General features: G+C 72.3%; 16 protein-coding genes. 5 read left to right on the top strand and 11 right to left on the bottom strand.

All coding sequences use genetic code 11. The annotated features are described in order from the left end of the window. The 3 genes from E2E34_RS35595 to E2E34_RS23130 all read left to right on the top strand — a co-directional run. A partial coding sequence (locus E2E34_RS35595) for a hypothetical protein (RefSeq protein WP_167518358.1) occupies nucleotides 1–356 on the top strand: 356 nt, incomplete at its 5' end. 274 nt (nucleotides 357–630) lie between these two features. Next, nucleotides 631–1692: a tetratricopeptide repeat protein gene (locus E2E34_RS23135; RefSeq protein WP_138903839.1), complete on the top strand. Its 1062-nt coding sequence runs from the start codon at nucleotides 631–633 to the stop codon at nucleotides 1690–1692. Beyond that, nucleotides 1689–2753 carry a polyprenyl synthetase family protein gene (locus tag E2E34_RS23130; RefSeq protein WP_138903838.1) on the top strand — a complete coding sequence of 355 codons (1065 nt, stop codon included), beginning with the start codon at nucleotides 1689–1691 and terminating at the stop codon, nucleotides 2751–2753. The genes E2E34_RS23135 and E2E34_RS23130 overlap by 4 nt, the downstream gene beginning before the upstream one ends. A gap of 32 nt (nucleotides 2754–2785) precedes the next feature. Here E2E34_RS23130 and E2E34_RS23125 read toward each other — a convergent pair whose 3' ends face one another. After that, on the bottom strand, nucleotides 2786–3361 hold the full coding sequence (locus tag E2E34_RS23125; RefSeq protein ID WP_138903837.1) for a TetR/AcrR family transcriptional regulator: 576 nt from the start codon (nucleotides 3359–3361) through the stop codon (nucleotides 2786–2788). Nucleotides 3362–3449: 88 nt separating this feature from the next. Between E2E34_RS23125 and E2E34_RS23120 the strand changes: the two genes are divergently transcribed. After that, nucleotides 3450–3869: a nuclear transport factor 2 family protein gene (locus E2E34_RS23120; RefSeq protein WP_138903836.1), complete on the top strand. Its 420-nt coding sequence runs from the start codon at nucleotides 3450–3452 to the stop codon at nucleotides 3867–3869. 58 nt (nucleotides 3870–3927) lie between these two features. On the opposite strand, the gene E2E34_RS23115 is transcribed toward E2E34_RS23120, so the two are convergent. From E2E34_RS23115 to E2E34_RS23090, 6 genes are all read right to left on the bottom strand, one after another. Then, nucleotides 3928–4194: a DUF4235 domain-containing protein gene (locus E2E34_RS23115; RefSeq protein WP_138903835.1), complete on the bottom strand. Its 267-nt coding sequence runs from the start codon at nucleotides 4192–4194 to the stop codon at nucleotides 3928–3930. Next, the gene (locus E2E34_RS23110) at nucleotides 4194–4565 is read right to left on the bottom strand and encodes a DUF3618 domain-containing protein (RefSeq protein ID WP_138903834.1); all 372 of its coding nucleotides are present in this window, start codon (nucleotides 4563–4565) and stop codon (nucleotides 4194–4196) included. Before E2E34_RS23110 ends, E2E34_RS23115 begins: the two co-directional genes overlap by 1 nt. Continuing rightward, the gene (locus E2E34_RS23105; protein ID WP_138903833.1) at nucleotides 4562–4981 is read right to left on the bottom strand and encodes a phage holin family protein; all 420 of its coding nucleotides are present in this window, start codon (nucleotides 4979–4981) and stop codon (nucleotides 4562–4564) included. Before E2E34_RS23105 ends, E2E34_RS23110 begins: the two co-directional genes overlap by 4 nt. Nucleotides 4982–5171: 190 nt before the next feature. Beyond that, complete coding sequence (locus tag E2E34_RS23100) at nucleotides 5172–5783, bottom strand: phosphatase PAP2 family protein (RefSeq protein ID WP_244316001.1); 612 nt, start codon at nucleotides 5781–5783, stop codon at nucleotides 5172–5174. Nucleotides 5784–5785: 2 nt separating this feature from the next. Further along, nucleotides 5786–6877: a YihY/virulence factor BrkB family protein gene (locus E2E34_RS23095; protein ID WP_138903832.1), complete on the bottom strand. Its 1092-nt coding sequence runs from the start codon at nucleotides 6875–6877 to the stop codon at nucleotides 5786–5788. Nucleotides 6878–7017: 140 nt separating this feature from the next. After that, nucleotides 7018–7662, bottom strand: coding sequence for a LysE family transporter (locus tag E2E34_RS23090; protein ID WP_138903831.1), 645 nt, complete (start codon nucleotides 7660–7662; stop codon nucleotides 7018–7020). Nucleotides 7663–8015: 353 nt separating this feature from the next. Between E2E34_RS23090 and E2E34_RS23085 the strand changes: the two genes are divergently transcribed. Next, nucleotides 8016–8777, top strand: a complete 762-nt coding sequence (locus E2E34_RS23085) for a class I SAM-dependent methyltransferase (RefSeq protein ID WP_138903830.1) — start codon at nucleotides 8016–8018, stop codon at nucleotides 8775–8777. A 15-nt stretch (nucleotides 8778–8792) separates the two neighbouring features. On the opposite strand, the gene E2E34_RS23080 is transcribed toward E2E34_RS23085, so the two are convergent. The 4 genes from E2E34_RS23080 to tap form a co-directional block, all read right to left on the bottom strand. Further along, nucleotides 8793–9296: a hypothetical protein gene (locus E2E34_RS23080; protein ID WP_138903829.1), complete on the bottom strand. Its 504-nt coding sequence runs from the start codon at nucleotides 9294–9296 to the stop codon at nucleotides 8793–8795. A 246-nt stretch (nucleotides 9297–9542) separates the two neighbouring features. Further along, nucleotides 9543–10064, bottom strand: a complete 522-nt coding sequence (locus E2E34_RS23075; RefSeq protein WP_138903828.1) for a P-loop nucleotide/nucleoside kinase family protein — start codon at nucleotides 10062–10064, stop codon at nucleotides 9543–9545. A 196-nt stretch (nucleotides 10065–10260) separates the two neighbouring features. Then, a complete protein-coding gene (gene tpg, locus E2E34_RS23070; protein ID WP_138903827.1) occupies nucleotides 10261–10821 on the bottom strand; it encodes a telomere-protecting terminal protein Tpg in 561 nt (186 codons plus the stop codon). 17 nt (nucleotides 10822–10838) lie between these two features. Continuing rightward, nucleotides 10839–12602: telomere-associated protein Tap (gene tap / locus E2E34_RS23065; protein ID WP_244315999.1), on the bottom strand; the 1764-nt coding region annotated here is incomplete at its 5' end.

Here is a 12602-nt window from a genome sequence, read left to right as displayed (position 1 = left end):
GCCCCACCCCCTGCGAACCGGCTTCGGACGCGTTGCTCGTACGGGCGCCCACCGGAGGGGAGTGCTGGAACTGCGTCGAGCGACGGCAGATCAGCTGGCGGATCACCGAGGGGCTGGACCACCCGTGCTGCGTCCTCCTGGAGCGCAGGACCGAGAAGGGCGAGTGGTCCGAGGCGGCGGTACTCGCCTCGCAGGTGGACCCGCGCGCGCTGCGGGCCTCGGTCGTGGTGCCGGAGCTGCCCGAGGGCCCGTACCGGGTGCGCATCACGTCCCCCGAGCTGCCGTACGACGCCTGCAGCCCGCCCCTGACCATCGGCCGCGGCGGCACCGCCCACGCCCCGGCGCGCACCCGGTGAGGACACCGCGCCGGTCGACTGCCCGGTGAGGGGGGTGTGATCGCGTGCAGCACGAGCCCCGGTGATCGGCGGCCGGAGAAATCACAGCGGGTGCGAGCAACCCCGCGCGCGCGGCGGCCGTCTTGATCCACAACAGGACGGTCCGCCGCGAAAGCGTCGGCGGTCCCCGGATCCCCGAGCACCAGGGTGTGAGAACCGGCCATCTATACACTGTGCGTATACATGCTGTGTATAGTCGCCGCGCCGACGCCCTGGCCGCGCACGAAAGGCAGCCATGCACAGCAAGGCATTCGCGCCGGAGTACCAAGGCGCCCTCACCGCGCTGTCGGTGAACTCCTCCCTGACGGACGTACTGGCAGAGGGCACCCGCCACTTGAGGGCGGCCGAGGCCGGCGGTGAGCAGCGGGAGGTGGCACGCGCCGGGCTCGCGGTGGCCGAGGCGCACCGCAGGCTGGGCAACGTCGAGGAGGCGGACCGGGCCTGGAAGGCCAGTTACCGCGCGGCCCGTTCGGCCGGTGACCTCGGGGCCATGGCCTGGGCGTTGTGGAGCGGCGGGACGCTGGCCCGGCAGCGGGGGGCGCTGGCGCTGGCGTTCCGGCTGCTGGGGCTCGCCGCCGACCTGGGCAAGCGGGGCGGGGACGTCGTCGCCCGGGGGTACTCCCTGGCCGGCCTGGCGGAGACCGGACGCATCCAGGGCGACTACCAGGCCGTCGCCGTACTGCACGAGCAACTGCTCGCCGAGGCGCGGCAGCGCGGCGAGGCCCGCCACACCGTGTGGGCGCTGGAGGGCATCGCGCAGATCCACCGCAACACCGGCTCCTACGACACCGCGTTCGCGATGTTCGAGGAGGCGGCGGAGATCGCCGGGCGGGCCGACGACCGGCGGGGCAGGGCGTGGGCCCTGCGCGGCATGGCTGACATCGTTTCCCTGCGGGACGACCCGGACCGCGCTCTGGCCCTGCTCGGCGAGGCAGAACTGACCTGCCGCGAGATGAACCTGTCCAGCGCGCTCGCCTACAACCACAAGATGCGCGCCAACGTGCTCTACCGCGCCCGCCGTTACGAGGAGGCCCGCCAGGTGTACGAGCAGGCGCTCGCCGAGTTCCGCGCCATGAGCGAGCCGCGGGGCGAGGCACTGGCGCGCCTGGGGCTGGCCAAGGCGCGCGCCCGGCTGGGCCGGGACCACGGCGAGACCGCAGCCGAGCTGGGTGAGTTGCGCCGTACTCTCGACCGGATCGGCCTGCGGCACGCCCGGGACATGGTCGACAAGGCCCACGCGGAACTCGGCGTACTCCCCCACGCCACCGCCGGCGACGACAAGGGCGGCCGACGATGACACCGCCGGTGACGACCCGGGCCACCGCGCCGGAGATCCTCGCCCGCTGCCGCGCACTCGTGCGGCCCGCCCTCACGCAGGCGGTGCGGCGTCTGCATCCGTGGCCGGCCGAGATGGCCGCCTTCTCGCTCGGCTGGAGCGAGGTGGGCGGCAGGCCGGTGCCGGGCCCCGGCGGCGCGGGCTCGCACGGCAAGGGGGTGCGCCAGGCACTCACCGTGCTCGGGGCCGAGGCGGCGGGCGGGTCGGGCGCCGACGCGGTCGCCGGCGCGGTCGCCGTCGAGCTGATCCACACCTTCTCGCTGCTGCACGACGACATCATGGACGGCGACGAGACCCGACGGCAGCGCCCGAGCGTGTGGAAGGCGTACGGCACGGGCCCGGCGGTGCTCGCGGGAGACGCGCTGTTCGCCCTCGCCGTGGAGACCCTGGCCGACTCGCGGAACGTACACAGCGGGGCGGCCGTGCGGCACCTGGCGGGGACGCTGAACGACCTGGTGCGCGGACAGGCCGAGGATCTGCTCTTCGAGGCCCGGCCGTGGACCGGCCCCGAGGCGGTGTCCCCCGGCGAGTACCGGACCATGGCCGGCCACAAGACCGGTGCGCTGCTGGGCTGCGCGGCGGGGCTGGGCGCCGTACTGGCCGGAGCGCCCGCGGCCACGGCCGACACCCTCACCCGGGCGGGACGGCATCTGGGAGTGGCTTTCCAGGCCGTGGACGACGTGCTGGGGATCTGGGGCGACCCGCGGGTCACCGGGAAGCCGGTGCACGGCGATCTGCGCCGGCGGAAGAAGACGTACCCCGTCCTCGCGGCGGTGTCGGCGGACGGCCCGGGCGCGCGGGAGCTCGTGGCGCTCCTCGCGTCGGGCGACGCCCTCGACGACGCGGACGCCCGCCGGGCCGCCGCGCTCGTCGAGGAGGCGGGCGGGCGGCGCGCCGCGCTGGCCGAGGCGCACCGCCAACTGGACCGTGCGCGCGGCTGCCTGGAGAGCGTCCCGCTGGAGCCGGCGGCCGTTGGCGACCTCCGCACGCTCGTGCCGTTCCTCGTGGACCGCGCGGTGTGACGAGGGGGACGGCGTGGGCCGCTCCTGGAGCCTCAGCCGGCGCCGCCGGTGCGGGCGAAGTCCAGTTCCAGCAGCCCGCGTGCCGTCTCCCTGGCGTCGTCGGCGGCGCCGGCGTCCGCGCAGACGGCGGCCGTGGAGATCGCGCCCTCGACCAGAAGGAGGAGCGAGCGGGCCAGCCGGGCGGAGTGGCCCGCCTCGGCGACGAGGCTGGCGAGATAGTCCTTGAGGGCGTCGACGTGGTCCCGGGCCGCCTCCGCGACGGCGTCCGAGGTGGCGCCCAGCTCCCCGAAGGAGTTGACGAAGGCGCAGCCGCGGAAGCCCGGTTCCGCGAACCACTCCCGCAGCCAGTCGAAGACCGCCAGGATCCGCTCCTCCCCCGGGCTCCGGGCCTCGACGTACGCCGCCAGGGACGCCCGCCACCGCAGGTCGCGGCGCCGCAGGTAGGCCTCCACCAGGTGGTCCTTGGACGGGAAGAGCTGGTAGAGGCGCTTGAGGGAGGCTCCCGACACGTCGCGGATCTCGGCCATGCCGACCGCCTGGAGGCCGCGCCCGTAGAAGAGTTCCTCGGCGGCGTCGAGGATGCGGGTCTCTTGTGCCGCGGCTTCCATACCCACTTCTCCTTGCGAGAGAATCACTGTTCTCCTAGGCTATCGAAGACTCGGGAGAACGTCCGTTCTCTCGTTCGAGGGGAGAGCCATGACCGACAGCAGGCCGCCGTTCCCGCCGTTCACCGAGGAGAGCGCCCGGCGGAAAGTACGGGCCGCCGAGGAGGCGTGGAACAGCCGGGACCCCGAACGGGTGGCCCTCGCCTACACCGAGGACGCCGAGTGGCGGAACCGCGACACGTTCCTGCGCGGGCGCGCCCGGATCGTGGAATTCCTGCGCGACAAGTGGCGGCGCGAGCTCGACTACCGCCTGCGCAAGGAGCTGTGGGCCTACGCGGACGACCGGATCGCCGTCCGTTTCGAGTACGAGTGGCACGACGAGCAGGGCCAGTGGCTGCGCAGTTACGGCAACGAGAACTGGGAGTTCGCCGAGAACGGCCTGATGCGGCGCCGCTACGCGAGCATCAACGACCTCCCGATCACGGCCGACGAGCGGCGCGTCGCGCTCTGAGCCCGCACGGCCCCGCCGGGCACTCCGCGCGCCGCTCCGACGGCGTACGCGCCGCGGCTCAGCCGGGCCACGTCCCGGTCAGGCGGCGCACGGTGGTGGCCCCGCTGCGGTCCACCGCCGCCTTGACCGCGGCGAAGATGGCGCCCTGCACGGCGGCCGCGATGATGATCTCCCGCCAGCCGCGTTCCTCGTCGGTGGCGTCGGGGGCGTCCTCGTCGTGGCCGATGACCTTCCACACCTGCTTGAAGACCGCACCGGCCAGGGCGCCGCTCAGGGCGCCCAGCACCATGCCGACCGGCTTGTAGGCAACCTTGGACGCCTTCATCAGCACCTCCCGTCCCGTCGTGTCACGACGACGGCCACGGCGATCGCCGCCGCCACCAGCCCGGCCAGTACGAGCACGTTGCGGTGGGTGTGCGTGCCCGCGCCGTCGGGCGCGCCGGCCTCGGGACCGCGCGGGTGCATCTTGCGGCCGAGCACGTGGGCGGTGCCCGAGAGCTGCTCGTTGGCGGAGGCGGCCTTGTCGTGCATCATGCCCTTGACCTTCGCCGCCTTCTGCTGCGCCTGCGCCTTCACGTCGGCCTTGGCGGCCAGTGCCTCGACCGTCCGGCCGAGCTCCTCGCGGGTCCGCTCCACCTGCGCCCTCAGCTCCTCGGGGTCGGGCGAGGAACCGTCGCCCTTTGCCTTGTCCGTCATCGCCGTGCCCTCTCCTTGATCTCGGCCACGTCGGCCTTGAGGCTGCTGATGGCCCGCTCGGGGGTGGCCGGTGTGGCCCGGCCCACCTGCTTCTTGCCCACCAGGGCGAGGATCGCGGCCAGGACGAGGAGCGCGCCCGTGACGACCAGCGCGGCAAGCCACAGCGGCCACACGAGGTCCAGCGCGACGATCGCCGTGGCCACCGCGGCCTGGAGCGCGAGAATGCCCACCAGACCGGCTCCGCCCAGCAGACCGCCGCCGACCCCGAACCGTTTCCCCTTCTGCTGCATCTCGGCCTGTGCCAGGCGCAGTTCCTGCCGCATCAGCTGGGAGATCTGCTCCGACGCGTGCTTGACCAGGTCGCCCACCGACCGATCGGCGTCCCTGCGGGGCGGTTGGTCCACTGACGTGCTCATCCTCGTGACCTGCCTTTCCTTGCCGCTCTCGGCCCACGCCCGGCGTGGCGCCGACGCTGACCCGCTCGCTGGTGGCTGTCGTTCCAAGTCGTAACCGCTCCCCCGGGTGCCCGCCAGCCGACACACCACGCGGCGCTGACCGACGGATACCCCCGATGGCCGCAAAGCGGCGCGCCGCTTTGGCCGCGTCCTACATCAGGAGGCGCAGCAGCAGGCGCGGCGCGTGACGTACCAGCAGGGCGCTTCCCGCACCGATCGCGGCACCGGCCGCGACGTCGCTGGGGTAGTGCGCACCGGCCTGGACGCGCTGCACGGCGACCATCGCGGCCGGGACCGCGGCCGCCGCGCCCGCCCAGGGCGAGGTGAAGGCCACCGCGACGGTGAACCCGACGGCGGCGGCGGTGTGTCCGGACGGGAAGGACGAGCTGTCCGGCCGCTCCTCGGCGCCGTTGTGCGGGAGCAGGTCCGCGGGGGGCCTGCGCCGCTCGTACATCGGCTTGAACACACCGTTGGCGATCAGCTGCGCACAGAGCATGCTCGCTACTCCCTCGGCAGCGGCCCGGCGTTGCGAGGCGCCGCCCAGGGCGGCCAGGGTGAGGGCCGCGCCCCACCAGAGCTTGGTCCGCTCGGCGGCGGACTCCACGGCCGGCAGCACCTGGCGGGCCCACGGCGACTCCCAGGAGGCGGCCCGGTGGGTGAGCCGCTTCTCTAGGCGGTGTACGTCGTGGAGGAAGCGGGTCACCGCTTCCTTGGACCGTACGACGCCGACTCCGTCGACACCCCTGCCCTGGTGTTCCGGCACGGTCAGTCGCTGCCCATGTCTTTGCGGTCCTGATCGGTCCACTTGCGCGTGTCGCGCGGTTCGACGTAGGGCTCCTCGTCGCTGGGATGGCCGCCGACGATGGCACGTTCACGGGCCATCTCCGCGTCGAACTCCAGCCCCAGCAGGATCGCCAGGTTCGTGATCCACAGCCACACCAGGAAGATGATCACGCCGGCCAGGGCGCCGTACGTCTTGTTGTACGAGGCGAAGTTCGCCACGTACAGCGCGAATCCGGCGGAGGCGATCATCCAGATCACCAGCGCCAGGAAGCTGCCGGGGGTGACCCACTTGAAGCCGCGGCCCCGCGCGTTCGGCGAAGCCCAGTACAGCAGCGCGATCATGATGGTGACCAGCAGGACGAGGACCGGCCACTTCGCGATCGACCAGACGTTCAGGGCGGTGTCGCCGATCCCCAGCGTCTTGCCCAACTGCCGGGCGAGACTGCCCGAGAACACCACGATCAGCGCGCTGACGCACGCGATGATCATCAGGGCCAGCGTCAGAACCAGCCGCAGTGGCGTGATCTTCCAGACGGGCCGGCCTTCGGGGATGTCGTAGACGGCGTTGGAGGTGCGGATGAACGCCGCCACATAGCCGGAGGCCGACCAGAGCGCGCCGACGAGACCGACGATCGCGATGATCGATCCCGTACCGCTGCCGCTCGCCTGCAGCTGCTCCACCGCGCCGGTGATGATGGTGCGGGCGGAGCCGGGCGTCAGCTTGGCGATGTTGTCCAGGACGGCCTTGGTCGCCGACTCGCCCGCGATGCCCAGGATCGACACCAGCACCAGCAGGGCCGGGAAGAGCGCGAGGATGCCGTAGTACGTCAGCGCGGCGGCCCGGTCGGTCAGCTCGTCGTCCTTGAACTCCGCCATCGTGCGCTTGAGCACCGAGCCCCACGACTGCTTGCCCAGCTGGGTGGGCGTGTCGGGAGCGTCCCGTTCCACTTGTGGGTCCGGGCCCGCACGCCTGCCGGACTCCGCGTCCGGCCCGGTGTCCGCGTCCGCGTCCGGCCGACGCCGGTCGCGGCCGGGCTCGTCGTCTCCGTGCTCTTGCTCCCACTTCGATGCCATGTCCTACGAGTAGCCGCAAAATGCCGGCTCCGCACGTGGAGACGACCGTGAACCCCGTGCCCGGGCCGGGATCCGTGGTCCGTTCGGGTGAACCGCCCGTTCGCGCCGCTCGTCCGGGCGTACTGCCCCGACCTGGCCGGTCAGCCCGGTGCGAAGGTCCCCTGGAGGACAAGGTGCAGGGCGAAGGCGACGATCAGGGTGCTTGACGCCATGGCGGTGACGAGCCGTCCGCGGCTCCCGGTCAGCGCTCGGCCCAGCAGCGCCCCGCCCCCGGCCAGGAGAAGCTGCCAACTGGCGGACGCCACGAAGGCGGCGAGTACGAACACGGCCTGCTCCGCGTGGTCCGGCGGGCCGGTACTTTGGCTGCCGAGCACCAGCGCCGCGAAGTAGATGACGGTGGCGGGGTTCATCATCGTCATGCCGAGCAGGACCAGATAGGCCCGGGCCGCACCGACGTGCTCCTCGTCGTCGTGGATCGCCGTGCGGCGCGCGCGGTACTGGCTGAGCGCCTTGAGCCCGCCGCGGACCGCGAGGGCGATCAGCACGCAGGCCGAGACCCAGCGCAGGGGCAGTACGACCGGCTGGATGACGGGACTGAGCGCGGACCCTCCCACGGCGGCGATCAGCGCGTACAGACCGTCGGCGGTCGCGACGCCGAGCGCGGCGCAGGCACCGGTCTTCAGGGACGTACGCGCCGTGAGCGACACCAGGTACGCCGCGACCGCGCCCACCGGCACGGCGATGCCATAGCCGGCGAGGAGACCCGCGACGAGCGCGGCGATCACGGGCGGACGGGCATCGGCCTTCGCGATCGGCCGGTCCGCTGCTGGACCCGCGCCGGTCGGGGGGCGGAGGCCAGCGGCGGGAAGGCGTTGATCGTGAGGTCCATGCGCAGATCCTGCGGGCCGCGCGGCCGGCCGGGCAACCGAATTTCGCACGGGCCGGCCGTTCGCACGAGCCGGCCGCCGGGCCGCGGCGCACGCTCGGGCGCCGGCCGTCCCGCTCGACGGCCTCGGCGGCGGCTTCGCGGGCGGCCGGTCGGGCAGGAGCTCGATCACCCGGCGATCAGATGCTTCTGCCGGCGGTACGCAGGGAAAACGCTTTGACTTCACCCTCTTTCCGACGTGATCATCCGGGTATGTCACGCACCTTTGACGAACTGGTGTCCGAGGCGGAAGCCGTCTCGGTCGACGGCTGGGACTTCTCCTGGCTCGACGGCCGCGCCACCGAGCAGCGCCCTTCGTGGGGGTACCAGCGCACGATGAGCGCACACTTGGCGCGTGCGTCGGCCGCGCTCGACATCCAGACGGGCGGCGGGGAGGTCCTGGCCGGAGCGCCGAAGCTGCCGCCGACGATGGTGGCCACGGAGTCGTGGCCGCCCAACGTCGCCAGGGCGACGCGGCTGCTGCACCCGCTCGGCGCCGTCGTGGTCGCGGACACGGACGAACCACCACTTCCGTTCGCCGACTGCGCCTTCGACCTGGTGACCAGCCGTCATCCGGCGACGGTGTGGTGGGAGGAGATCGCCCGTGTGCTGCGGGACGGCGGCACGTACCTCTCCCAGCACGTCGGCCATTCCAGCGTCTTCGAACTCGTCGAGTACTTCCTCGGTCCGCAGCCCGAGGAGGTACGCCGCGCGCGTCACCCGGACGACGAGCGCCGGGACGCCGAGGCGGCGGGACTGGACGTGGTCGACCTGCGCTTCGAGCGGCTGCGGATCGAGTTCTTCGACATCGGCGCGGTGATCTATTTCCTGCGGAAGGTGATCTGGATGGTCCCCGGCTTCACCGTCGACCAGTACCGCGACAGGCTGTGGGAACTGCACGAGAAGATCGAGAACGAGGGACCGTTCGTGGCCCATTCGACCCGTTTCCTCATCGAGGCCCGCAAGCGGGGCTGAACGGGCCTTTCTCGACTAGCCGCCGAACACGCCGGCGCTGTGGAGGTAGAGAGCGACGACGCCGGCCACGCACACCAGGACCACGAAGGAGCCGAAACTCGTGTGGCTGCCCCGCCGCCGCCGGGGCGTGGCGGAGTCTGTGGAGCGGCCGGGCCGACGGGCGGTGCGGGTGCGGCCGGGCCCGGCGGAGCGGCCCGTACGCGAGGGGCCGGGCACGCGGGGGACAGCGTCGACCGCCGCTTCGGCGAGCAGACGGCGGCAGGCCGCGGCGAGCTCCCCGGTTCCGGCGGCGAGCGGCACGACCGCCTCCGAGCGGGCCGGTGCCGTCGTACCGCCGTCGAGGATGCGGCCGGCGCGGACGAGGATCTCACCCCGGCCGCCCGCCGGCGCGAGGCTTATCCAGCGCCGCACGTGCTCGCCCCTGATGACCACTCCCCCGGCACGGTCGCGGTACACCGTGTGCTCCCGCCACAGCACGGCGGCCAACTCGCTTGCCGTGTCTCTCAGTTGCCCACTCATGCGTCCCCCTTCGCAGTACAGCGCGTCGATCGAAGAACGCACTCTAGCGGCAGGTACACACCAACTCGGCGCGGGGGCTCGGCCTCCGGTGAGCCAAAGCTCAGTAGTGGTCACCGGCAGAGCCGGATGACATGGCGAATGGGACCGGCCGAAGCAGCCTGCTGGTCACCAGTGCGGCACGCTGCTTGTCACAGATGCTCATTCAGCAACCCTTGGGTCACCTGTAGCGATGATCGACGGCGGACCTCAACTCTTGACGGCCTCCACGATCTGCAGGGCGGCCTGGGCCGGCGTGAGGTGCGTGGTGTCGACGACCTCGGCCTCACCGTGCAGCCACGTGCGGGCCGCCTCGACGTAGGGCTCGAGGTAAGCGAGACGGAACGGGGAAGGGCCAAGGTCCGTGTCCCCCTCGATACGCCCGCGGAGGGTTTCCTGGTCAGCATGGAGAACGAAGTGCCGTACCGGAATCGCATACTGGGCAAGGCCCGAGCTGATCTCGCGCCAATACTGCTCGACCAGGACGGTCATGGGCATCACCAAAGTGCCACCGGTGTAGTCGAGTACACGGCGGGCGGTCTCGACCACTAGCGGCCGCCACGGAGACCAGTCCTGGAAGTTGCCAGTCCAGGGCAGCCCCGGCTTGATGTCCATGAGTGTCTCACCGACCTTTTCGGCATCGAACACCCGTGAATCCGGGATCAGCTGCTGCACGAGTCCACTGGTCGTCGTCTTGCCTGCGCCGTGGGTGCCGTTGAGCCATACGATCATGGAACAAACGCTAGCGTCGTGTGGCACGCAGGTGGTCTCAACTGCCAAGATCAGGTGCAACCCGTCACGGAAACGTGGCACCGACTGCGCATGCCGCCCAGTCGGTGACAACAAGCCCGCCCCAGTGCCAACTGTCGCGCATTGGCTCATCCGGGCAGCCGACGGCGAGGCGCCGCCGCACTGGCCCCGGGCGCTGTCAGCGGTAGTCGAGCTCGATGTAATCGATGTCGCTCAGCTCCACCTGAAGGCCCGCTGCCCGGCGCCCGCGGTCCTTGAAGTACTCCTCCTGGAGCCCTTCGGCGGCGATGCGCCGGAGCTGCTGCTCGGACGCGCCCGCCGCCTGGGCGTCGAAGAGGCGGCTCGCGTACGCGGGCGGCAGGTGCTGGGTGATCAGGCGCAGCCGGCTGTCGTCCGTGGAGCCCGGCGCCGCGGTGAACCCGAACCGCGCGCGGGTCTCGATCACGATGCCGGTCGTGCTCGCGGCCTGCTTCTTGGCCCGTTCCCGCACCTTGGGCTGCCAGTTCTTGGCCACCTCCGCGACCAGGCGGGCGGCGAGGTCCTTGCGCGGCCGCTTGAACTGGCCCGCGACGTAGCGCTCCACGGTCCGCTGGGAGGTGCCCAGCCGCTCGGCCACCGCCTTGGTGGAACCCCTCTCGTGCTTCACCAGGAACCGCATCTGCGCCTGCGCCGACTTCGGGAGAGGCCGGGTGAACGTGTTCGCCTCGGCCTTGTCGAGGCTGTCGCCCAGGATGCCCATCGCTGACCCCTCCTTCTCTACTCGCCGTCGGCGGACGCGTCGCCGCCCTTGATGTGCCGGGCGGGGTTGTGGCCTTGGTCGAGCAGCTGCACGGCCCACATCATCGGCCTGCTGCCCTCGCACTTGACCATGCCGGGCGAGACGCCGAGCCGGAAACCGCCGGGCAGCGGTGTGCCGTCGGGCGTGCGCGGCAGGAAGTCCAGTGGCGAGGGGCCGTCGGACAGGTACACGGCGCAGTCGGAGAGGACCGCGACCGGGAACCGTCCGGCGCCTGCGAGTCTGAGCATCTTGCGGTGCATGTTGATCCGGGCGGCGGAGATCACGGCGGCACGGATGTCGGGGCGCCACGTCGGGCGTTCCAGGGCCGGCCAGCGCTCACCGGGCCGGTATCCGACGCCCTGGGGCCGTTCGCGGAGCTTGCCGATGCCGCCCTTGACCGTGGCCTTGACGGCGGACAGGACGGCCGCCTGCCCGGCGTCGACGTGCTTGTGCTTGTCCATCGCCTCGAGGAAGTCGGCCTCGCTCATGGTGGAGACGACGCCGAGCTGCTCCATGGTGGCCATGTACGCGTCGCGCAGCCGCGTGTACCAGGCGTCGAGGTACGCGGCGTGCTCCCGACGGACGTATGCCTCGGCCGGTCGTACCTGGTGCCCGAGTTCCACCGCGTAGGCGACGGTCGGCGTCGCGTACCAGGCCGGACCGGCCGGACGTTCGCCGTGCGGGGTGAACGGATTGGGAAGGCGCGGGTCGATGTCGATGTGGGACAGGTCGACGAGCCAGCTGCCGGGCAGTTTCGGGTCGAACTCCGGGTGGTGGAGGTGCGCCGCTGGTCCTACGCCGACGTTGAGCCGGTTCGCGGCGGCGGCGAACGCCATGTTGACGTCGATGCCGACCGCGTACGGCTTCGCGCACTCCTCGTCGGTGAGCAGTTCCGGGTCGCGGATCCACTCGTACGCCTCCTCGTCGAGGACCTCGGCGGGGGTGCGCCGGTGCCCGCGCGGGTACCGGGCGGCGACGACCGGGTGTTCGTCGGGGGCTTCCGGCGGCGCGGGGTCCACCGGGGCGGTGAGCGCACCGGGGTTGGGGCCGGACGACCACGTGCCGGTCGTCGGGTCCTTGACCGCGCGGGTGGGCGGGCGAAGCGCGGTCATCAGTTCCAGACCGGATACGGCGCAGGAGCCGCGCGGGGTGATGACCCTGGTCGCGTACGTGCCGAGCACCTGCGCGAGCTCCGCCGCCGGGAGGTGCGCCGCGTCGCCCCAGGCGCGGGGGTCGAGCGCGCCCCAGGGCACCACGGCGAACTGGACGCACTGGCGCCGCCCTGCCTGCGCCGGGCGGTAGACCCTGGCCCAGGGGCCGAAACCGCGCCGGGTCGTCTTCCAGCCGGCCCGGGTGATCTGCTGGTTGACCCGGTGGTCGGCCGGCAGGCGCAGCGCCCGCCGGTCCTCCAGGACGGCAGGCAGGCCGAGCCGCTCTGCGGCCGCCTCGGTGAGGACGATCAGCGGGTCGGCGTCCTTGCCGTTGCGGTGCAGCCGGGGTGCTCCCAGCCGGGCCTCGGTGAGGGCCCACTCGACCAGGGCGGGCACGGTGGTGGCAGGGCAGTCGAGGACCAGGCCGCCGACGCAGTACGCCGATCCGTCGCCGTCGAGCACCGCGAGCGGGCCGTTGGCGTGGTTCGGGCCGGCCGCGTCGCGCGCGGAGGCGGACGCGTGCGCCGTCGGCTGTCCGGCCGACGGGCGGCGTGATGCGGAGGGGCCGGGGGCGTTGGGCGCCTCGGACGG

The sequence above is a fragment of the Streptomyces albidochromogenes genome, assembly GCF_005981925.1.
Classification (GTDB): Bacteria; Actinomycetota; Actinomycetes; order Streptomycetales; family Streptomycetaceae; genus Streptomyces; species Streptomyces albidochromogenes.
Note: the sequence above shows the minus strand (reverse complement) of the source record. Positions and strands in the feature narration are given on the sequence as shown.

Bases quoted from the DNA above. Each gene is read 5' to 3' on its own strand.
- E2E34_RS23135 (WP_138903839.1), top strand. From the start codon at position 631: ATGCACAGCAAGGCATTCGCGCCGGAGTACCAAGGCGCCCTCACCGCG.
- E2E34_RS23130 (WP_138903838.1), top strand. From the start codon at position 1,689: ATGACACCGCCGGTGACGACCCGGGCCACCGCGCCGGAGATCCTCGCC.
- E2E34_RS23125 (WP_138903837.1), bottom strand. From the start codon at position 3,361: ATGGAAGCCGCGGCACAAGAGACCCGCATCCTCGACGCCGCCGAGGAA.
- E2E34_RS23120 (WP_138903836.1), top strand. From the start codon at position 3,450: ATGACCGACAGCAGGCCGCCGTTCCCGCCGTTCACCGAGGAGAGCGCC.
- E2E34_RS23115 (WP_138903835.1), bottom strand. From the start codon at position 4,194: ATGAAGGCGTCCAAGGTTGCCTACAAGCCGGTCGGCATGGTGCTGGGC.
- E2E34_RS23110 (WP_138903834.1), bottom strand. From the start codon at position 4,565: ATGACGGACAAGGCAAAGGGCGACGGTTCCTCGCCCGACCCCGAGGAG.
- E2E34_RS23105 (WP_138903833.1), bottom strand. From the start codon at position 4,981: ATGAGCACGTCAGTGGACCAACCGCCCCGCAGGGACGCCGATCGGTCG.
- E2E34_RS23095 (WP_138903832.1), bottom strand. From the start codon at position 6,877: ATGGCATCGAAGTGGGAGCAAGAGCACGGAGACGACGAGCCCGGCCGC.
- E2E34_RS23085 (WP_138903830.1), top strand. From the start codon at position 8,016: ATGTCACGCACCTTTGACGAACTGGTGTCCGAGGCGGAAGCCGTCTCG.
- E2E34_RS23080 (WP_138903829.1), bottom strand. From the start codon at position 9,296: ATGAGTGGGCAACTGAGAGACACGGCAAGCGAGTTGGCCGCCGTGCTG.
- E2E34_RS23075 (WP_138903828.1), bottom strand. From the start codon at position 10,064: ATGATCGTATGGCTCAACGGCACCCACGGCGCAGGCAAGACGACGACC.
- tpg (WP_138903827.1), bottom strand. From the start codon at position 10,821: ATGGGCATCCTGGGCGACAGCCTCGACAAGGCCGAGGCGAACACGTTC.